The sequence below is a fragment of the Streptomyces sp. NPDC097619 genome, assembly GCF_040302735.1.
Lineage (GTDB): Bacteria > Actinomycetota > Actinomycetes > Streptomycetales > Streptomycetaceae > Streptomyces.
This window is the reverse complement of sequence record NZ_JBEOSD010000009.1, coordinates 55,365-74,031: the sequence shown is the minus strand read 5'-3', so window position 1 is coordinate 74,031 and position 18,667 is coordinate 55,365. Positions and strand designations below refer to the sequence as shown.

At 73.8% G+C, this 18,667-nt stretch carries 20 protein-coding genes and 1 pseudogene; 9 read left to right on the top strand and 12 right to left on the bottom strand.

The window, feature by feature from the left end:
* Nucleotides 1-36: 36 nt before the first annotated feature.
* The gene (locus tag ABTZ17_RS04570; protein WP_352194004.1) at nucleotides 37-915 is read right to left on the bottom strand and encodes an AraC family transcriptional regulator; all 879 of its coding nucleotides are present in this window, start codon (nucleotides 913-915) and stop codon (nucleotides 37-39) included.
* A gap of 115 nt (nucleotides 916-1,030) precedes the next feature.
* Here ABTZ17_RS04570 and ABTZ17_RS04565 point away from each other — a divergent pair, with 115 nt between their 5' ends.
* Nucleotides 1,031-1,858: an AzlC family ABC transporter permease gene (locus ABTZ17_RS04565; protein ID WP_352194003.1), complete on the top strand. Its 828-nt coding sequence runs from the start codon at nucleotides 1,031-1,033 to the stop codon at nucleotides 1,856-1,858.
* Nucleotides 1,855-2,163, top strand: coding sequence for an AzlD domain-containing protein (locus tag ABTZ17_RS04560; protein WP_352194002.1), 309 nt, complete (start codon nucleotides 1,855-1,857; stop codon nucleotides 2,161-2,163). Before ABTZ17_RS04565 ends, ABTZ17_RS04560 begins: the two co-directional genes overlap by 4 nt.
* On the opposite strand, the gene ABTZ17_RS04555 is transcribed toward ABTZ17_RS04560, so the two are convergent.
* Nucleotides 2,132-3,064: an amino acid adenylation domain-containing protein gene (locus ABTZ17_RS04555; protein ID WP_352194001.1), complete on the bottom strand. Its 933-nt coding sequence runs from the start codon at nucleotides 3,062-3,064 to the stop codon at nucleotides 2,132-2,134. The genes ABTZ17_RS04560 and ABTZ17_RS04555 overlap by 32 nt on opposite strands.
* A 194-nt stretch (nucleotides 3,065-3,258) precedes the next feature.
* Here ABTZ17_RS04555 and ABTZ17_RS04550 point away from each other — a divergent pair, with 194 nt between their 5' ends.
* Both ABTZ17_RS04550 and ABTZ17_RS04545 read left to right on the top strand, forming a co-directional pair.
* Entirely contained in the window at nucleotides 3,259-3,453 is a 195-nt protein-coding gene (locus ABTZ17_RS04550; RefSeq protein ID WP_352194000.1) for a DUF3046 domain-containing protein, read from the top strand.
* A gap of 367 nt (nucleotides 3,454-3,820) precedes the next feature.
* Nucleotides 3,821-4,912, top strand: coding sequence for an AI-2E family transporter (locus ABTZ17_RS04545; protein ID WP_352194020.1), 1,092 nt, complete (start codon nucleotides 3,821-3,823; stop codon nucleotides 4,910-4,912).
* Here the strand turns inward: ABTZ17_RS04545 and ABTZ17_RS04540 are convergent.
* Nucleotides 4,863-5,615: a Clp protease N-terminal domain-containing protein gene (locus ABTZ17_RS04540; protein WP_352193999.1), complete on the bottom strand. Its 753-nt coding sequence runs from the start codon at nucleotides 5,613-5,615 to the stop codon at nucleotides 4,863-4,865. The two genes, ABTZ17_RS04545 and ABTZ17_RS04540, sit on opposite strands and share 50 nt — an antisense overlap.
* A gap of 226 nt (nucleotides 5,616-5,841) precedes the next feature.
* Between ABTZ17_RS04540 and recA the strand changes: the two genes are divergently transcribed.
* Both recA and recX read left to right on the top strand, forming a co-directional pair.
* Nucleotides 5,842-6,966: a recombinase RecA gene (gene recA / locus ABTZ17_RS04535; RefSeq protein ID WP_352193998.1), complete on the top strand. Its 1,125-nt coding sequence runs from the start codon at nucleotides 5,842-5,844 to the stop codon at nucleotides 6,964-6,966.
* Nucleotides 6,855-7,529 (top strand): annotated as a pseudogene (gene recX / locus ABTZ17_RS04530) (recombination regulator RecX); the annotation flags it as partial. The gene recA and the pseudogene recX, both read left to right, overlap by 112 nt.
* Nucleotides 7,530-7,570: 41 nt before the next feature.
* Here the strand turns inward: recX and ABTZ17_RS04525 are convergent.
* From ABTZ17_RS04525 to ABTZ17_RS04490, 8 genes are all read right to left on the bottom strand, one after another.
* A complete protein-coding gene (locus ABTZ17_RS04525) occupies nucleotides 7,571-7,984 on the bottom strand; it encodes a rhodanese-like domain-containing protein (protein WP_352193997.1) in 414 nt (137 codons plus the stop codon).
* On the bottom strand, nucleotides 7,981-8,541 hold the full coding sequence (locus ABTZ17_RS04520) for a cupin domain-containing protein (RefSeq protein WP_352193996.1): 561 nt from the start codon (nucleotides 8,539-8,541) through the stop codon (nucleotides 7,981-7,983). Before ABTZ17_RS04520 ends, ABTZ17_RS04525 begins: the two co-directional genes overlap by 4 nt.
* A gap of 85 nt (nucleotides 8,542-8,626) precedes the next feature.
* The gene (locus ABTZ17_RS04515) at nucleotides 8,627-8,713 is read right to left on the bottom strand and encodes a putative leader peptide (protein WP_352194019.1); all 87 of its coding nucleotides are present in this window, start codon (nucleotides 8,711-8,713) and stop codon (nucleotides 8,627-8,629) included.
* A gap of 40 nt (nucleotides 8,714-8,753) precedes the next feature.
* Nucleotides 8,754-10,424 carry an FAD-dependent monooxygenase gene (locus ABTZ17_RS04510; protein WP_352193995.1) on the bottom strand — a complete coding sequence of 557 codons (1,671 nt, stop codon included), beginning with the start codon at nucleotides 10,422-10,424 and terminating at the stop codon, nucleotides 8,754-8,756.
* A gap of 189 nt (nucleotides 10,425-10,613) precedes the next feature.
* Nucleotides 10,614-11,504: an amino acid ABC transporter permease gene (locus tag ABTZ17_RS04505; protein WP_352193994.1), complete on the bottom strand. Its 891-nt coding sequence runs from the start codon at nucleotides 11,502-11,504 to the stop codon at nucleotides 10,614-10,616.
* The gene (locus ABTZ17_RS04500; RefSeq protein ID WP_352193993.1) at nucleotides 11,501-12,175 is read right to left on the bottom strand and encodes an amino acid ABC transporter permease; all 675 of its coding nucleotides are present in this window, start codon (nucleotides 12,173-12,175) and stop codon (nucleotides 11,501-11,503) included. Before ABTZ17_RS04500 ends, ABTZ17_RS04505 begins: the two co-directional genes overlap by 4 nt.
* 78 nt (nucleotides 12,176-12,253) lie before the next feature.
* The gene (locus ABTZ17_RS04495; protein ID WP_352193992.1) at nucleotides 12,254-13,075 is read right to left on the bottom strand and encodes a glutamate ABC transporter substrate-binding protein; all 822 of its coding nucleotides are present in this window, start codon (nucleotides 13,073-13,075) and stop codon (nucleotides 12,254-12,256) included.
* A gap of 68 nt (nucleotides 13,076-13,143) precedes the next feature.
* Nucleotides 13,144-13,929: an amino acid ABC transporter ATP-binding protein gene (locus ABTZ17_RS04490; RefSeq protein WP_352193991.1), complete on the bottom strand. Its 786-nt coding sequence runs from the start codon at nucleotides 13,927-13,929 to the stop codon at nucleotides 13,144-13,146.
* A 396-nt stretch (nucleotides 13,930-14,325) separates the two neighbouring features.
* Here ABTZ17_RS04490 and ABTZ17_RS04485 point away from each other — a divergent pair, with 396 nt between their 5' ends.
* Genes ABTZ17_RS04485 through ABTZ17_RS04475 form a run of 3 tightly spaced genes read left to right on the top strand, consistent with a single transcriptional unit; the run spans nucleotide 14,326 to nucleotide 17,512 of the window.
* Nucleotides 14,326-15,018 (top strand): response regulator transcription factor, encoded by a 693-nt coding sequence (locus ABTZ17_RS04485; RefSeq protein ID WP_352193990.1) that lies wholly within the window; start codon nucleotides 14,326-14,328, stop codon nucleotides 15,016-15,018.
* 12 nt (nucleotides 15,019-15,030) lie between these two features.
* Entirely contained in the window at nucleotides 15,031-16,467 is a 1,437-nt protein-coding gene (locus ABTZ17_RS04480; RefSeq protein ID WP_352193989.1) for a sensor histidine kinase, read from the top strand.
* A gap of 49 nt (nucleotides 16,468-16,516) precedes the next feature.
* On the top strand, nucleotides 16,517-17,512 hold the full coding sequence (locus ABTZ17_RS04475; RefSeq protein WP_352193988.1) for an ROK family protein: 996 nt from the start codon (nucleotides 16,517-16,519) through the stop codon (nucleotides 17,510-17,512).
* 114 nt (nucleotides 17,513-17,626) lie between these two features.
* Here ABTZ17_RS04475 and ABTZ17_RS04470 read toward each other — a convergent pair whose 3' ends face one another.
* Nucleotides 17,627-18,622, bottom strand: a complete 996-nt coding sequence (locus tag ABTZ17_RS04470) for a TAXI family TRAP transporter solute-binding subunit (protein WP_352193987.1) — start codon at nucleotides 18,620-18,622, stop codon at nucleotides 17,627-17,629.
* Nucleotides 18,623-18,667 lie beyond the last annotated feature (45 nt).

Here is an 18,667-nt window from a genome sequence, read left to right as displayed (position 1 = left end):
GCCCCCCATCGTGCACCCGGCCACCGACAACGGGCCTCAGGCCGCGTCCTCCGGGCCGCGCCCGCCCCGCGACACGCCGCGCTCCCGTCGGTAGGCCCCCGGCGGCACCCCCACGATCCGAGTGAAGTGCCGGTTCAGGTGAGGCTGGTCGGTGAAGCCCACCGCCACGGCCGCCTCCGCGGGCGCGGTGCCCGCCTCCAGCAGCCGGCGGGCCCGCCGCACCCGGGCGTCCGTCAGCCAGGTGTGCGGGGGCATGCCGTACGCCGCCCGGAAGGCCCGCAGCAGCGCGAACGGGCTCGTTCCCAGCGAGGCGGCCAGCTCGTCCAGCGAGGGCGGGTCCCCGAGCCGCTCCAGGAGGACCTCCCGGGCCCGCGCCGCGGTCCCCGCCCCGGCGCCCCTCGGCATCCGCGCGGGCAGCGGGCCCCCGTGCCGCCGCAGCGCCCGGGCCACCGCCGTCCGCAGCAGCCCGTCCGCGGCCAGAGCGTTGCCCTCCTCGGCGGCCCGGTGCACCCCCCGGATCAGCCGCGCCGTCTCCGGGTCCGCGACGGTGGTCTCCGTGAACCCGGGCGTCCCCCGCAGCCCCGACAGCTCGGCCGCGACCTCCGCGACGATCCCCCGGGACGGGTAGAGCGTGGCGTAGGCCCAGCCGTCCGGTTCACCGGCCCGCGAGGAGTGCGGCACCTCCGGGTTGATCAGCACGACGCTGCCGGGACCGGCCCGGTCGGTGCCGCCGGGGAGCCCTATCTCCTGGATCCCGCCGGTCACCGCCGCGAGCACGTAGCCGTCGTGGGCGTGGCGCGGGAAGGTGTGCCGCACGTAGTGGGCCCGCAGCAGGTCCAGCCCCGGCAGCCGCTCGTACCGCCAGTGCCGGGCCCATTCCCCGGACCCTCCGCGCTCCGATTCCATGCGCCCCATGGGCCCATTCTGCGCGCGCCCGACCCCCGCGCGCAGCCGCGTCCGGGGCGTGGACGTGCGGGAACGCGCAAGAACGTACAAGACGGCGGCCGGCCCCGACTGCTTGGCTTCGGACATGGCAGAACAGACAGCAGCGCACCGGGAGGCCGCCGGCGCGGACGGCCGGACCGGCCCGGACCCCGGCCCGCCCCCGGCGCCCGGCACCCCCGCCGCGGCCCCGGACCCGCACACGGGCACGGAGGCGGGCACGGACACCCGGGCCGTGGTCCGCGACGCCCTCGGCGTCGGCGTGGCCGTGGGACTCTCCGGCTTCGCCTTCGGCGTGACCGCCGCCGGCTCCGGCCTCAGCACCCTCCAGGCGCTCGCCCTGAGCCTGCTCGTCTTCACCGGGGCCTCCCAGTTCGCGCTGGTCGGAGCCCTCGCCGCGGGCGGCAACCCGTTCACCGCGGCCGCCGGCGCCTTCTTCCTCGGCACCCGCAACGCCTTCTACGGGCTGCGCCTGTCCCAGCTGCTCGCCCTGCCCCGGGCCGTCCGACCGCTGGCCGCGCACTGGGTCATCGACGAGACCACCGCCGTCGCCCTGGCCCAGAAGGGCCGCCGCGCCGCCCGGCTGGGCTTCACCGTGACCGGTCTCAGCCTCTACCTGCTGTGGAACCTGACCACCCTGCTCGGCGCCCTCGGCGCCGAGGCCATCGGGGACACCGCCGCCTGGGGGCTGGACGCCGCCGGCCCCGCCGTGTTCCTCGCCCTGCTGGCCCCGATGCTGCGCACCACCACCGAGCGGGCGGTGGCCGTGCTGGCCCTGGTGCCCGCCCTCGGTCTGCTGCCGGTGCTGCCCGCCGGGGTGCCCGTCCTGGTGGCCGCGCTCGCCGCGCCCGCCGTCCTGTTCCTCCAGGGTCGCCGCCGCGGCCCCGGCGCCCCCGGGAAGGGGTCCCGCTCGTGAACGTCTGGATCGCCATCGCGGCCACCGCGATCGGCTGCTACCTGCTCAAGCTCGGCGGGCTGCTGGTCCCCGCCGGGGTCCTGGAACGCCCGTTGGTGCGGAGGCTCGCCGGGCTCCTGCCGGTGGCCCTGCTCGCCGCGCTGACCGCGCAGCAGACCTTCGGCACCGGCCAGGCCCTGGCCGTCGACGCCCGGGCCGCCGGACTGGTCGCCGCCGGGGTCGCCCTGCTGCTGCGTGCGCCCTTCCTGGTGGTCGTCGCGGCCGCGGTGGCCGTCACCGCGGGGGTACGGGCCCTGGGCGGTTGAGTGCGGGGAGCCGGCCGTACGCGCGCAGGGTCAGCAGGGCCTCGACGGTCGCGGCGGCCCGCCCCTCCAGGGCGCCGGCCGGGGACCAGGCGCGGTGCTCGGCGGGCCAGCCGCCGTCCGCGTCCTGGGCGGCGGCGAGGAAGTCCAGCGAACGGGACATCTCCTCGTCCGTGAACCAGGTGCGGGCCAGGGACTCCGGTCGGCGGGCGAACTCGTGCGGCGGCAGCCGCTCGGCCCGACCGGGCCGGGGCGGTCCGGGCGCCCACGGGTCCAGGGCCGCGTGCCCCTCCTCTCGGGCCAGCCGGCCCAGCCGGTCCCCGGCGGCCAGCGCGCGCGGCCGGTCCGGGACCCCGTCCAGGAAGGCCACCGCCGCCCGCAGCTCCTCCGGCCGGGTGCGGCGCAGGTTCTCGATCCGGTCCCAGCACCACTCGGTGGCCCGGAACAGCCAGGCGTGCCAGACCCGGTTCCGGTGCAGCAGGCCCACCACCGGACCGGTGGTCAGCAGCTCGCCCGGCGGATCGTCGAGCAGGTGGTGGTGCGGGGCGACGGGATAGGGGCGCGGGCCCGGCACCAGCAGCGGCAGCGCCCCGTCCGGGGTGGAGATCCGGCTGAGGTGACCGCAGAGCCGCTCGACGCGCTGCCCGCCGCAGCGGCCCAGCGCGTCGAGGACGGCCAGGGCCCGGGCGGTGTGCGGGGGCTGGCTGAGCGGGCCGCGCAGGTCCGGGTCGAGGGCGTGCCCGTACCCCCCGTCGGCGTTGAGGTACGCGCCAAGGGCGGTGTCCACCGGGTCGGCGCCGCCGCCGAGGAAGTGGAAGGCGAACCGGTGCTGGTCCAGGACCCGCGCGGTGAGCCAGACGAACCGCTCGGCGCGGGCCAGCGGTGATCCTTCTTCTGGGGCCATGGCGGAACCGTAGGGCGGTCGGCCCCGGAGGCGCGGGGGAAGCGCCCGCCGGCCACCCTCCCGGGCGGGCGACCCGGGGCGCGAGGTTGACGCGTCGCCCGGTCCGCCCCGCGCGCGGAGGGTGCGGGGGAGGCCGGCGACGTCCGGGTCGCGGGGCCGGTCCGCGGTCCGGCGCGGCTCCCTACACTCGACGTATGCGTCTGACGATTTTCCGGGAGCGGATGGCCGAGCACTTCGGGGCGGCGTACGCCGACTCCTTCTCCCGCGACCACGTGATGAGCCAGCTGGGCGGGCGGACGGTGAACGAGGCCCTCGAAGCGGGCTGGGAGGTGAAGGACGTGTGGCGCGCGGTGTGCGCGGCCATGGACGTGCCCGCCGAGCGCCGCTGAGCCGGTCCGGCCACGGGCCACGGCGGCCGCGGAGACCACGGGCTGACACCCGCGAGGGCGGTGACGGCCGGACCCCCGTCGGGTAGGCGAGACTGGCAGCGTGCCAGCGACGTATGAGACCGACGAGCCGGGCGGCGGCCTCCCTGCCCCCGGCTCGGCCCAGCCGAGCGGCCCGGTGGCGGGCGGGACCGTCCCCGGTCCGGCGCCGCGGCCCGGGGCGGAGACCCGGGTGCCCCCGGAGGCCGCGGACCGGGCGGGTCCGGCGGGCGGGGGAGCGGCCTCCGGTCCCGCGGCGCCGGAACCGGCGGGGGTGGGCTCCGGCGGCGGCGCGGGCGGCGGGCGCCGGCTCGCGGCCGGCTCGGAGCGGATGCCGCGCTGGTTGCCCCGGGCCGTGGTGCTCGTCCTGGCCCTCTACGCCTGCTTCCAGCTCGGCAGCTGGGCCTTCCACCAGCTGATCGGACTGCTCGTCAACATCCTCATCGCCTTCTTCCTGGCGCTGGCGGTCGAACCGGCCGTGGCCCGGATGGCGGCCCGCGGCATGCGCCGGGGGTTGGCCACCTTCCTGGTGTTCCTCGGGGTGTTCGTCGCGGGGGCCGGGTTCGTGGTGCTGCTCGGCTCGATACTGGCCGAGCAGATCCTCCAGATGGTCGAGGACTTCCCCCGCTACCTGGACTCGGTCATCGACTCCATCAACACCACGTTCCACACGGAGCTGTCCCGGCTGGAGATCCAGGAGAGCATGCTCCACTCCGACTGGCTGCAGAAGTACGTGCAGAACAGCGCGAGCGGGGTGCTGGACGTGTCCGCCACCGTCATCGGCGGCCTGTTCCGGCTGCTGACGATCGGTCTGTTCTCCTTCTACTTCGCCGCCGACGGGCCCCGACTGCGCCGCGCGCTGTGCTCGGTGCTGCCGCCCGCGAAGCAGGCCGAGGTGCTGCGCGCGTGGGAGATCGCCGTGACCAAGACCGGCGGATACCTGTACTCGCGCGGGCTGATGGCCCTGATCTCGGGCGTCGCGCACTACGTGGTGCTGGCCGTGCTCGGAGTGCCGTACGCGCCGGCCCTGGCGGTGTGGGTCGGTCTGGTCTCGCAGTTCATCCCGACCATCGGCACCTACCTGGCGGGCGCGCTGCCGATGCTGATCGCCTTCACGGTCAACCCCTGGTACGCGCTGTACGTGCTCGGTTTCGTGGTGGTGTACCAGCAGTTCGAGAACTACGTGCTCCAGCCGAAGCTGACCGCGAGGACGGTGGACATCCACCCGGCCGTGGCCTTCGGCTCGGTGATCGCCGGGACCGCGCTGCTGGGCGCGGTCGGCGCCCTCATCGCGATCCCGGCCGTGGCCACGCTCCAGGCCTTCCTCGGCACGTACGTGAAGCGGTACGCGCTGACCGAGGGGGCCGACGTGCCTACGCCTCCGGCGCGGCGCCGCCGAGTACGGCTGCCAGGGCGTCGTTGACGGCGGCCTCGGTGGCGGCCTTGGTGAGACCGGTGCCGCTGAGGAGGCCCTCGCCGTTCTCGAGTTCGAGGAGGGCGAGCAGGACGTGCTCGGTGCCCACGTAGTCGTGGCCGAGCCGGAGCGCCTCGCGGAAGGTGAGCTCCAGGGCCTTCTTGGAGGAGGCGTCGAAGGGGATCAGCTCGGGCACCGGCCCGTCGGCGGCGGCGGGGAGCGCGGCGGTGGCCGCGGCGCGCACGGTCTCCGGGGCCACCTGCTGGGTGTGCAGGGTGAGCACGGCCAGCCCCTCCGGCTCGGAGAGCAGGCCGAGGACCAGGTGGGCGGTGCCGATCTCGGTGTTCCCGGCGGCCCGTGCGGCGGCCTGGGAGGCCACGACCACCTGGCGGGCCCGGGGGGTGAAGCGGCCGAAGCCCTGGGCGGCCTGGGGGTCCTCCTTGCCGGCCTTGGGCACGAAACGCTTCTGCGCGGCCTGGCGGGTGACGCCCATGCTCCTGCCGATGTCGGTCCAGGAGGCGCCGGAGCGGCGGGCCTGGTCGACGAAGTGTCCGATCAGGTGGTCGGCCACGTCCCCGAGGTGTTCGGCGGCCACCACGGCGCCGCTGAGCTGCTCCAGGGCGTCGGTGTGGGCCTGCTTGATGGCCTCGATCAGGTCGTCGAGGCGGACGGGAATGCTGCTGCGGACGGGTTCCACGGAAGGGTTCGTCATGAGTGCAACCCTAGGTTGACACTCGGGGAAGTGTCAACGGCGGGTTGACAAGGGCTGAGGTTCCGTCGCCCCCGGCGTGGGCGTGGTGCGCTTGACATGAAAATCGAACATCTATTCAGATGGGGGAGTTATCCACAGCCGGACCGGGCGTGGAGGCGCATTGTCAGTGGCAGGCGTTAGCGTCTTTGACGTGAAGCGATCGACTCAAGCAACCCGGGTGGAACCCATGGCAGGCACCGACCGCGAGAAGGCGCTCGACGCCGCGCTCGCACAGATTGAACGACAATTCGGCAAGGGCGCCGTGATGCGCCTGGGCGACCGGCCGAACGACCCCATCGAGGTCATCCCCACCGGGTCCACCGCCCTGGACGTCGCCCTCGGCGTGGGCGGTCTGCCCCGCGGTCGCGTGGTCGAGATCTACGGCCCGGAGTCCTCCGGCAAGACCACGCTGACCCTGCACGCGGTGGCCAACGCCCAGCGCGCGGGCGGCACGGTCGCCTTCGTGGACGCCGAGCACGCCCTCGACCCCGAGTACGCCAAGGCCCTCGGCGTCGACACGGACAACCTGATCCTGTCCCAGCCGGACACCGGCGAGCAGGCGCTGGAGATCGTGGACATGCTCGTCCGCTCCGGCGCCCTCGACCTCATCGTCATCGACTCCGTCGCGGCCCTCGTGCCCCGCGCCGAGATCGAGGGCGAGATGGGCGACTCCCACGTGGGTCTCCAGGCCCGCCTGATGAGCCAGGCCCTCCGGAAGATCACCAGCGCCCTGAACCAGTCCAAGACCACCGCGATCTTCATCAACCAGCTCCGCGAGAAGATCGGCGTCATGTTCGGCTCCCCCGAGACCACCACCGGTGGTCGGGCGCTGAAGTTCTACGCCTCCGTGCGCATCGACATCCGTCGCATCGAGACCCTGAAGGACGGCACCGAGGCGGTCGGCAACCGCACCCGCTGCAAGGTCGTCAAGAACAAGGTCGCCCCGCCGTTCAAGCAGGCCGAGTTCGACATCCTCTACGGCCACGGCATCAGCCGCGAGGGCGGTCTGATCGACATGGGCGTGGAGCACGGCTTCGTCCGCAAGGCCGGCGCCTGGTACACGTACGAGGGCGACCAGCTGGGCCAGGGCAAGGAGAACGCCCGCAACTTCCTCAAGGACAACCCCGACCTCGCCGACGAGATCGAGAAGAAGATCAAGGACAAGCTGGGCGTGGGTGTCCGCAAGGGCGCCGAGGCCGAGCCCGAGGCCGAGCCCGCCGCCGTCACCGGGGAGGACGCCGCCAAGGCCGTGCCCGCCCCGGCCGCCGCCAAGACCGCGAAGACGGCCAAGACCGCCACGGCCAAGAGCTGACCGTGGTGTCTGCGGAGCAGGGCGGTACCGGCTCGTCGAGGGCCGAGCGGGAACTGCCCCCGCAGAGTCCCGAGGAGCAGGCGCGGGCGATCTGCCTGCGCCTGCTCACCGGGACCCCGCGTACCCGCCGCCAGCTCGCGGACGCCCTGCACAAGCGGGGCATCCCCGAGGAGGTGGCGGAGGAGGTCCTCTCCCGCTTCGAGGAGGTGGGCCTCATCGACGACGCCGCCTTCGCCGGGGCCTGGGTGGAGTCCCGGCACCACTCCCGGGGGCTGGCCCGCCGGGCCCTGGCCCGGGAGCTACGGACCAAGGGGGTGCACAGCACCCTCATCGAGGACGCCATGGAGCGGCTGGACTCCGAGCAGGAGGAGGAGACCGCCCGGGAACTCGTCGACCGCAAGCTGCGGGCCACGCGCGGACTGGACCGCGAGAAGCGGATCCGGCGGCTGGCCGGGATGCTCGCCCGCAAGGGGTATCCGGAGGGCATGGCCCTGCGGGTGGTCCGACGGGCCCTGGAGGAAGAGGGCGAGGACACCGAGGACCTCGGGTACGGGTCCTTCTGAGGCGCGCCCGTCGTCGGGGCGCGCCTCGGCGCGTGGCCGCGTCAGGCGGGGACGACCGGAAGGCCGGCGGCCTTCCACGCCTGGAAGCCGCCCACCAGATCGGTGGCCCGGTGCAGCCCCAGCCGGTGCAGGGAGTCCACGGCCAGGCTGGAGGCGTAGCCCTCGTTGCAGAGCACCACGATCGTCAGGTCGTGGCCGGTGGCCTCGGGCAGTCGGTGGCTGCCCTGCGGGTCCAGGCGCCACTCCAGTTCGTTGCGTTCCACGACCACGGCCCCGGGGATCAGCCCGTCCCGTTCCCGGAGGGCCTGGTAGCGGGTGTCCACCAGCAGGGCCCCGCCCTGCCAGGCCGCGTACGCCTCGGCCGCACCGATCCGCTCGTACCCCGACCGCACCCGCTCCAGCAGCGCGTCGATGCCCTCGGGGACCGCCGGGACCGCCGGCTCCGCGCCGCTCACAGCCAGTCCGCCGGACGCTCGACCTGCTCCAGGCGCAGGACCCGCCCCGAGCGGCTGTAGCGCCGGATCTGCGGCAGCGGCGGGTAGTAGGCGTGCACCGAGATCGCGTGCTCCTCGGTCGACTCGTTGAGGACCTCGTGCACGTGGTACTCGCGGAAGGCCCGGCCCGTACCGGCCGGGAGGGAGCGGCTGCGGTCCACCTCGGGCGCCAGCTCCAGGCTCCGCCAGCCCTCCGAGGGCAGTCGGGCCGCCAGCGAGTGCTCGGTCAGTCGCCCGCCGGCCGTGACGAAGGCCCCGCGCGATTCGGCGTGGTCGTGCCAGCCGGTGCCGGTCCCCGGCGGCCAGCCGATGAGCCACGCCTCGCTGCCCCGCGGCCCCTCCAGGCGGACCCAGGTGCGGCCCTCCGGGTCCAGCGGCAGGGAGGCCACCAGCTCCGGGTCGGCGGCGGCGCGCAGGGCGAAGTCGAGGAGTTCGGCGGCGGAGGGACCGGCCGCGGGGGCCCCGCCGTCGGCGGGCGCGGGTACGGCGACGGGCGCGGTGGTGGAAGGGGAAGACACGGGAGACCGTCCTGGAGGTTCGCGGAAGGACGCGCGGGCCGGGCCTCGGAGGGCGGCGGCGCGGGGCGCGTGGGAAAGGGGCGAATCAGCAGGACGGTCGACACACGCAGCCCGCGAAGCGGAGCAGGTCCATGTGGACCCTCCGCCAGAGGCGTACGTCGGTGCCGGTCATGTTCCGGAGTACACCACGCACGCCCACGGGCGTCAATCGATCACGTGCGCGGCGTGGTGGACGGCACAATCACCGGCACCGGAGCGGCTGTTTCCGCTTCCTGGTGGTCGGTGCCCCCGCGCGGACCGGGCGCGGCGGGGCCCTCCTCCTCCGGGGCCCGCCCGAGCACCGACTCGGCGGCGGCGCGCAGTTCGGCGGGCCTGACTCCGGTGAAGGCGGCGGCCAGGTGTCCGTCCGGGCGCACCAGGAGCACGGTGTGGGCCACCGCTCCCGGGTAGTCGTCGGCCACCAGCAGCTCGGCGCGGACCGGCAGGGCCGTCACGGCTTCCGAGAGGCGGGGCATGAGACCGGCCTTGGCCCAGTGCCGGCGGTCCCAGACCCCGGTGCCGGGGGCTACCAGGACCACCAGCAGGCGGCCGCGGCCGAGCAGGTCGCGGAGTCGGACGGTGGCCCCGTCGGGGGCGGTGACCAGGACGTCGGCGGCTTGGTCCCCGGGCTCGGTGGCGGTGCCCGCGGCGCCCTCGGCGGGGGCGGGGGCCAGCGGGGAGCGGCCGTACCCGGGGGCGGAGCCCAGCCGGCCGCGCCCGAGGTGGCCGTCGGTCAGCAGGGCCTCCTGGCTGCGGGCGGCCCCGGGCAGGTACGTGCGCAGTCCGCCGCCGCGGAGCAGCGGAAGGGCCTGGTCGGCGGCGCGGAGCCGGGCCGCCACGGCGGTCCGGCGCTCGGCCTGATAGCTGTCCAGCAGGGTCTCGGAGGCGTCGTGGTGCCAGGTGGCGGCGAGCTTCCAGGCGAGGTTCTCGGCGTCCCGCAGGCCCTCGGCCACGCCCTGGGTGCCCAGGGCACCCAGCAGGTGGGCGGCGTCCCCGGCGAGGAAGGCGCGGCCGACCCGCCAGCGTCGGGCGAGCCGGTGGTGCACGGTGTGCACGCCGGTGTCGAGCAGCTCGTACGGGGGAGTGGTCCCCTCGCACCAGCCACCCAGGGTGTCCCGGATCCATCCGATCAGCAGGTCCGGGGTGACCAGCTCGCCGCGCGGCGGCAGCAGCCAGTCCAGCCGCCACACCCCGTCGGGCAGGGGGCGGGCGGTGACCTCGTCGGGGGCGCCGGAGCCGAGGGCGGGCGGCATGCGGTGCAGCATGCCCTCGTTGGGCCAGGGGAGTTCGGTGCGCAGGGCGGCGACGGCGTACCGCTCGACGGCGGTGCGGCCCGGGAAGCGGATGCCGAGGAGCTTGCGCACGGTGGAGCGGGCCCCGTCGCAGCCGACCACGTGGCTGCCGCGCCACCAGGTGGTCTCGGAGCCGCGGGTGTGCGCGGTGACCCCGCGGGCGTCCTGCTCCAGCGAGTCCAGCTTGCAGTCCGTGACCAGGCGCACCAGCGGGTGCGCGGCGGCCGCGGCCCGCAGCCCGCGGGTCAGGGCGTGCTGGGGGAGGTGGAGGGGGGCGGTTCCGGAGTCCTCGAAGGCGGTCCGGGTCGGTTCCTGGCGGCGGCGCGCGGTGTGCCAGCCGGACCAGCGGGCCCCCTCGTCGGGGAGGGTGGCGCAGCCCAGCCGCCGGACCATGGCGGCGGTGTCGGGGGGCAGCACCACGGTCCGCGCGGGGCGGGGCTCGTCCTTGCCGGGGCCCTCGTCGAGGAGGACGCAGGAGACTCCCTGTCCCGCGAGGGCAAGGGAGAGGGCGAGCCCGACCGGGCCCGCGCCGACGACGATCACCGGATCCATGCGGGGACTCCGGCGGTCGGATAATTGATCACAGAACGTATGCAACCCACTGCACGTGCGTGCGTCAAGTGACGGCCGCTCACCGGGGAGTCCCGGAAACGGAAGGTGGTGCGGCGGACCGGGTCCGCCGCACCACACGGGTCACTCCAGGATACTGATGACCGTTCAGATCTCCGTTCGGACCACCGGTCAGGAGGCGTCCGAATTGCGCCCCGTCGCCATGTCGTCCACCGTGCCGGGCGGGACCACCGCGTCGGAGGTCCGCTTCGAGGACCGCAGGCGGCGCTCCAGCCAGGAGGCGAAGCTCGTCAGGACGAAGTTCACCAGGATGTAGATCACCGCGAGGACCACCAGCGTGGCGATCGTGTTGGAGCCGTAGTTCGCGGGGATCGTCCGGTAGGTGGCCATCAGGTCGGCGATGCCGAGGACGGCGCCGCCGAGCGCGGTGTCCTTGAGGATCACCACCAGCTGGCTGACCAGGGCGGGCAGCATCGCGGTGACGGCCTGCGGCAGCAGCACGTACTGCATGACCTGGCTCTTGCGCATGCCGACCGCCTTGGCGGCGTCGGTCTGCCCGCGCGGCAGGGACTCGATGCCCGCCCGGAGGATCTCCGCGATCACCGAGGCGTTGTACAGCACCAGACCGGTGACCACGGCGTACAGCGGCCGGACGTCCGAGCTGACGTCGGTGAACTGCACGTACAGCGCGCTACCGAAGATCATGAGCATCAGGACCGGGATGGCCCGGAAGAACTCCACCACCGCGCCGGCCGGGATCCGCACCCAGGCGTGCTCCGAGAGGCGCCCGATGCCGAGCAGCGCGCCCACCGGAAGGGCGATCACGATGGCCAGGGCGGCTGCCTTCAGCGTCTCGCCGAGGCCGGGCAGCAGGTACGTCGTCCAGACCTGGGAGTCGGCGACGAACGGCTTCCACTTCGCCGCTTCGAGCTGACCCTTGTCGCCCATGACGGAGAGCACCCACCACAGGACCGCCACCGAGACGAGGGCGAAGACGACCGTGTACAGGGCGTTCCGCCGCCGGGCCTTGGGCCCGGGGGTGTCGTACAGCACGGAGCTCATCGCTTCACCGCCACTCGCTTGGCCACCCAGCCGAGGATCAGGCCGGTGGGGAGGGTGAGAACGATGAACCCGAAGGCGAAGACCGCGAAGACCGCGAAGAGCGAGTCGGCCTCGTTCTCGATCATTTCCTTCATCAGCAGCGCCGCCTCGGCCACGCCGATCGCCGCCGCCACCGTGGTGTTCTTGGTGAGTGCGATCAGGACGTTCGCCAGCGGCGCGACCACGGTGCGGAAGGCCTGCGGCAGCACGATGAGGGTGAGGACCTGCGTGAAGCCGAGCCCCAGGGCGCGGGCGGCCTCGGCCTGGCCCTGCGGGACGGTGTTGATGCCCGAGCGCAGCGCCTCGCAGACGAAGGTGCCCGTGTACGCGACGAAGCCGAGGACGGCCAGCCGGAAGCCGATCGTCTCGAAGTCGTTGCCGCCCATGTCGAAGCCCAGCGTCTGGCCGAGTCCCAGCGAGCAGGCGATGATCACCAGCGTCAGCGGGGTGTTGCGGACCACGTTCACGTAGGCGGTGCCGAAGGACCGCATCAGCGGGACGGGGCTGACCCGCATTCCGGCGAGGATCGTCCCCCAGATCAGCGAGCCGATGGCCGAGTAGACGGTGAGCTGCACCGTCACCCAGAAGGCGCCGATGACGTCGTACTGCGGATTGTCAAGAAAGTCGAACACGTTTGCCCTGCGCTCTCCCCAGGAGGGCGACGGGGCGCGCCGCCGCCGGCAGGCCGGCGGCGCGCCGCACCGCTACGGTCAGCTGCCCTCGGTGATCTGCGGGGCCGGCTCGTTCTTGTAGTTGGCCGGGCCGAAGTTGGCCTTCACGGCCTTCTCCCACTCGCCGCTGGAGACCATCTTCTTGAGCGCGGCGTTGATCTTGGTCTGGAGGTCCTTGTCGCCCTTCTTCAGACCGATGCCGTAGTTCTCGTCGCTCAGGGACAGGCCCGCGAGCTTGAACTTGCCCTGGTTGGCCGGCTGAGCGGCGTAACCGGCGAGGATCGAGGCGTCGGTGGTGAGCGCGTCCACCGACTTGTTCTCCAGGCTGGTCAGGCACTCGGAGTAGCCGCCCTGCTCCAGCAGGTCGGCCTTGGGGGCCAGCTTCTCCTTGACGTTCTGCGCGGAGGTGGAGCCCGCCACCGAGCAGAGCTTCTTGGAGTTCAGGTCCTCGGCCTTGGTGATCGAGTTGTCGTCCGCGCGCACCAGGAGGTCCTGGTGGGTCAGGAAGTACGGGCCCGCGAAGTCGACGACGGCCTTGCGCTTGTCGTTGATCGAGTAGCTCGCGACGACGAACTTGACGTCACCGTTCTTGATCAGGTTCTCGCGCTCGGCGGAGACGGCCTGCTTGAACTCGACCTTCTTGTAGCCGAGCTCCTTGGCCACGTAGTTGGCCACGTCCACGTCGAAACCGGTGAACTTGCCGTCCGGCGTCTTCAGGCCGAGGCCCGGCTGGTCGAACTTGATGCCCACGACGACGGTGTCGCCGGAGCCGCCCTTGTCGCTGCCGCCGCCACAGGCGGTCGCGGTCAGCGCCAGCGCGGCGGCGATGGCGAGCGCGGAGCCGGCCTTGGAAACCTTCATGAGAACTTCCCTCGGATGAGACGTTGTTGGAGTGCTGCTGCCGCCCGGATCACTACCAGGCGGGAGGGTCAGTGATGCAGGATCTTCGACAGGAAGTCCTTGGCACGGTCGCTGCGCGGGTTGCTGAAGAACTGCTCCGGCGCCGCCTCTTCGACGATCTTGCCGTCCGCCATGAAGACCACGCGGTTGGCCGCCGACCGGGCGAAGCCCATCTCGTGGGTGACGACGACCATGGTCATCCCCTCCCGGGCGAGCTGCTGCATGACCTCCAGCACCTCGTTGATCATCTCCGGGTCCAGGGCCGAGGTCGGCTCGTCGAAGAGCATCACCTTCGGGTCCATGGCCAGGGCGCGGGCGATCGCCACGCGCTGCTGCTGCCCACCGGACAGCTGCGCCGGGTACTTGTCGGCCTGGCTGCCCACGCCGACCCGGTCCAGCAGGGCCTTGGCCTTCTCGACGGCCTCGGCCGACCCGGTCTTGCGCACCTTCTGCTGCGCCAGGGTGACGTTCTCCAGGACCGTCTTGTGCGCGAACAGGTTGAACGACTGGAACACCATGCCCACGTCGGCGCGCAGCCGGGCCAGGGCCCGTCCCTCGGACGGCAGCTCCTCGCCGTCGATGGTGATGCTGCCGGAGTCGATGGTCTCCAGCCGGTTGATCGTCCGGCACAGCGTCGACTTGCCCGATCCGGACGGACCGATCACCACCACGACCTCGCCGCGGCCGATGCTCAGGTTGATGTCCTGGAGCACGTGCAGCGCGCCGAAATGCTTGTTGACGTCGCTCAGTACGACCAGGGGGTCCGCGGATTCCGCCGCGCCCTTCGTGCCCTTGTCCACTGATACTCCGCTCATCGGCCTCTAGCTCCGTCCACCTCGGTTGGGAGGACAGTAGTGAGAGCCTGAGCGCAGCGTCATCACATCTGAGCGAGAATTGAGGATAACGATACGGCTTCGGCCGGGTACGGTACGTGAACCCCGCACACGGGTGCGTACCGGGTCCATAACGGATGGCGCGCCACGACGGAACCCCCTTGACGTGGGGCGATCCATCCGCGTGGATGCATGGTGGCCATCACGGCGCCCCCGGCGGACCATCGGGGGAGGGGCCCCGCGCACCGCCGGACGACCGACCCGCTCCGGGACCGCCGCCCGGCCCCGGCCCGTACGGGGCGTGACCACGCGTGCGGCCCGCACACGACAGCGACAGATGCCCGCGGACCACGCGAGGGCACCGGAGAGGGGGACCCCGTGAGACTGCTCCTGGTCGAGGACGACGACCACGTGGCCGCGGCCCTGTCCGCGATCCTGGCCCGGCACGGCTTCCAGGTCGTGCACGCCCGCAGCGGCGAGGAGGCCCTGCAGGCCCTGCTCCCCGCGGACGCCCCGCCCTTCGGCGTGGTGCTGCTCGACCTGGGTCTGCCCGACCAGGACGGGTACGAGGTCTGCGGGAAGATCCGCAAGCGGACCTCCACGCCCGTGATCATGGTGACCGCCCGCGGGGACGTCCGCTCCCGCATCCACGGCCTCAACATGGGCGCCGACGACTACGTGGTCAAGCCGTACGACACCGGTGAGCTGCTGGCCCGGATCCACGCCGTCAGCCGGCGCACCACCACCGGCGAGGAACCCGCCCCGACCGGCGGCGGCACCGTCCTGCTCGGCCCCGTGGCCGTGGAGCTGGCCACCCGCCGGGTCACCGTGGACGGCACCGACGTGGCCCTCACCCGCAAGGAGTTCGACCTGCTGGCGCTGCTCGCGCAGCGGCCCGGGGTGGTCTTCCGCCGCGAGCAGATCATCAGCGAGGTCTGGCGCACCAGCTGGGAGGGGACCGGGCGCACCCTGGAGGTGCACGTGGCCTCGCTCCGCTCCAAGCTGCGGATGCCCGCCCTGATCGAGACCGTCCGCGGGGTCGGCTACCGGCTCGTGGCCCCGGCCGCCTGACGGCAACCGACCGTGCGCACCCGGCTCCTCCCGCTCCTCGTCGTCCTCATGGCCGGTGTGCTGCTCGCGCTCGGCTTCCCCCTGGGGTTGAGCCTCGCCGCCGCCGAACAGCAGCGGGTGGTCGTGGACCGGATCGACGACACCGCCCGGTTCGCCGCCCTCGCCCAGTTCGTCACCGACTCCGCCGCCAGCCACGCCGAGGGCGCCGACGAGCGCCGTGCCACCCTCCAGTTCGAACTGGCCCGCTACCAGGAGCTGTACGGGATCCGCGCCGGGGTCTTCAACCGCAACGACGACGCCATGGCACGGGCCCCCGGCTGGTGGGCCCTGCCCGAGGGCGGGCAGGGCCGGAACGCCTTCCGGGAGGCCCTCGCCGGCCGACGCAGCCACGACCCGCCCCAGGTCTGGCCCTGGCAGCAGCACGGGCGGCTGGTCGTGGCCTCCCCGGTCGTCCTCGACGGGGACGTGGTCGCGGTGGTCGTCACCGACTCGCCCACCGGTCAGCTGCGCTCCCGCATCCTCAACGGCTGGCTCCTGATCGCGGCCGGGCTCGCCGCGGCCATGCTCGTCGCCTTCGGCGCGGCGCTCCGCCTCACCAGCTGGGTGCTCCGGCCCGTCCGGATCCTCGACGCGGCCACCCACGACATCGCCACCGGCCAGTTCAACTCCCGGGTGGCGGCCTCGGGCGGCCCCCCGGAGCTCCAGCGGCTGGCCCTGTCCTTCAACGAGATGGCCGACCACGTCGAGGACTCCCTGGAGCAGCAGCGGGCCTTCGTCGCGGACGCCTCGCACCAGCTGCGCAATCCGCTCGCCGCGCTGCTGCTGCGGATCGAGCTGCTGGCCCTGGAGCTGCCCGAGGGGAACGAGGAGATCGCCTCGGTGCGGACCGAGGGCAAGCGTCTGGCCCAAGTCCTCGACGACCTCCTCAACCTGGCCCTGGCCGAGCACGCCTCCCCGGAGAGCTCCCTCGTGGACATCGGGGCGCTGGCCGAGGAGCGGGCCGCGGCCTGGCGCCCCTTCGCCGAGGAGAAGGGGGTCCGACTGACCGCGGCGGAGCCGTCCCCGGTGACCGGCTGGGCCGACCCCATCGCCCTGTCGAGCGCCCTCGACGCGATCATCGACAACGCGCTCAAGTTCACCCCCGCCGGCGAGGAGGTCACCGTCACCGCCGAGCGCGCGGGGGACACCGCCGCCGTGGTGGTCGCCGACCGCGGGCCCGGACTGACCGCGGAGGAACTGGAACGGGTCGGGGACCGGTTCTGGCGCAGCGGGCGCCACCAGAACGTCAAGGGCTCCGGGCTGGGCCTGTCCATCTCCCGGGCCCTGCTCGCCAAGAGCGGCGGCTCCATCCGCTACGAGGCGAACCCGCCGCACGGACTGCGGGTCACCGTGGCCGTCCCGCGCTCGTGCCCGGGGACCTCCGGGGCCCGGGGCGACCGCCGGCCCTGACCGGGACGGCGCGCATACTGAACCACGACCGTCCCGTCAGGAGAGCCCCGTGACCACGCGCGCCACCCCCGTACCCGTTCCCGTGCCCCGTACGGCCGCCGGCCCCACGGAGGTCACCGCGGCCGTGGACATCGGCGGTACGAAGATCGCCGGTGCGCTGGTGCGGCCCGACGGGACGATGACGGCGGCCACCCGCCGCCCCACCCCGGCGGGCGCCGACGCCGAGACGGTCATGGCCGCGGTGGCCGAGGTCGTCGCCGACCTCGCCGCCGACCCGCTGTGGGAGCGGGTCCGCGCCTGCGGCATCGGCAGCGCGGGCCCGGTGGACACCGCACGCGGCACCGTCAGCCCCGTCAACATCACCGCGTGGCGCGACTTCCCCGTCCTGGACCGCACCCGCGAACTGCTGGCCGGCCACGGCGCCCCCGTGCCGGCCGTCCTCGCGGGAGACGGGGTGGCCGTCGCCGCCGCCGAGCACTGGCTGGGCGCCGCCCGCGGCCATTCCGACGCCCTGTGCATGGTCGTCTCCACCGGGGTCGGCGGCGGCCTCATCCTGAACGACCGGCTCCACACGGGCCCCACCGGCAACGCCGGTCACATCGGACACATCTCGGTGGCCTACGACGGGGACCCCTGCGCCTGCGGCGGCCACGGCTGCGTGGAATCCCTCGCCTCCGGCACCGCCATCGCCCGCTGGGCCCGGGACCAGGGCTGGACCGGCCCCGACCCCACCGCCGCCGGGGTGGCCGAGGCCGCCCGCGCCGGGGACCCCGTCGCCCTGGCGGCCTTCGACCGGGCGGGCCGCGCGCTGGCCGCGGCGATCGCGGGCACCGCCACGCTGGTCGAGGTCGACATCGCCGTCATCGGGGGCGGGGTGGCCGCGGCGGGAGAGGTCCTCTTCGGGCCCGTCCGCGAGCACCTGGCCCGCTACGCCGTGCTCTCGTTCGCGCGGGACGTGCGCGTGGTGCCGGCCGCTCTCGGCTCCGCCGCGGGGCTCATCGGGGCGGCCGCCGCCACCACCCACCTCCTGGAACCGACCGCCTGAGCCCGGGGGTCCGGCCCCCGACCCGCGACGGGGTCGGCCGCGATGCCGATCCGGCCCCGATCCACCGACGCGCCCGATCGCCGCGCGGGCCCTACCACGGCCGGGCCCCGCGGGTCAGGGCTTGGCCGAGCGGTAGTAGCGGGCCGCGCCCTCGTGGAGTTCCAGCGGGTCCGTGTAGATCGCCGTCCGCAGGTCCACCAGCTGCGCCGCGTGCACCTCGTGCCCGATCCGGTCCCGGTTGCCGATCACGGTCCGGGTCAGGGCCTCGGTCAGGCCGGGCTCGGTCCGGTCCGTGGTGACGAGCAGGTTCGGTACGGCGAGCGTGGCCACCGGAAGACCATTGCGGGCCCGCGGATACGTCTCCACCGGCATCACCGCCGCCCGGTAGTACCGGGCCGGGGTCCCGCTCCGCTGGAGCTCCGGGATGATGTCGCCGAGCGGCAGCAGCCGGATGTCCATGCGCTCGGACAGCGAGCGCACCGCGCTCGTGGGCAGGCCGCCGGACCAGAAGAACGCGTCGATCCGGCCCGCCTCCAGTTCCGCGGGCATCCGGTCGATGCCGATGGACACCGGAACGATGTCGGTGGCCGGGTCCAGCCGGGCCGCGATCAGCAGCCGCTCCGCGATCAGGCGCACCCCCGAACCGGGCTGCCCGATCGCCACCCGCATGCCCTTGAGGTCCTTCGTGGACTCCAGGCGCGACCGGTCCGGCACCACCAGCTGCACGTAGTCGTCGTACAGCCGGGCGATGCCGCGCAGCCGGTCCGCCTCGGGCAGGCCGTCCTGCCGGTACTTCGAGACCGCGTCGGCCGTCGCGAGGGTGAAGTCCGCCTCGCCCTTCGCCACCCGCGAGAGGTTCTGCTGCGAGCCCTCGCTGGCCTTCAGGGTGACGTCCAACTCCGGCAGGTCCCGGGCCAGCGCCTCCCGCAACAGCTCGCCGTACCGCTGGTAGACCCCGGTGCGCACGCCCGTGCTGAACGTGACCCGCCCGGCGGGCTCCGTGGAGCCCAGCGGCAGTGCCCACCACAGCAGCCCGAGCACGCAGAGACCGGCCAGCGCCGCGATCAGGCGGCGCCGGCCCGTCCGGAAAAGGGCGGTGGCGCGGGACATGTCCGCGATCCTGCCGGCTCGCCCCCCGTCCCGGCCAGGGGCGCC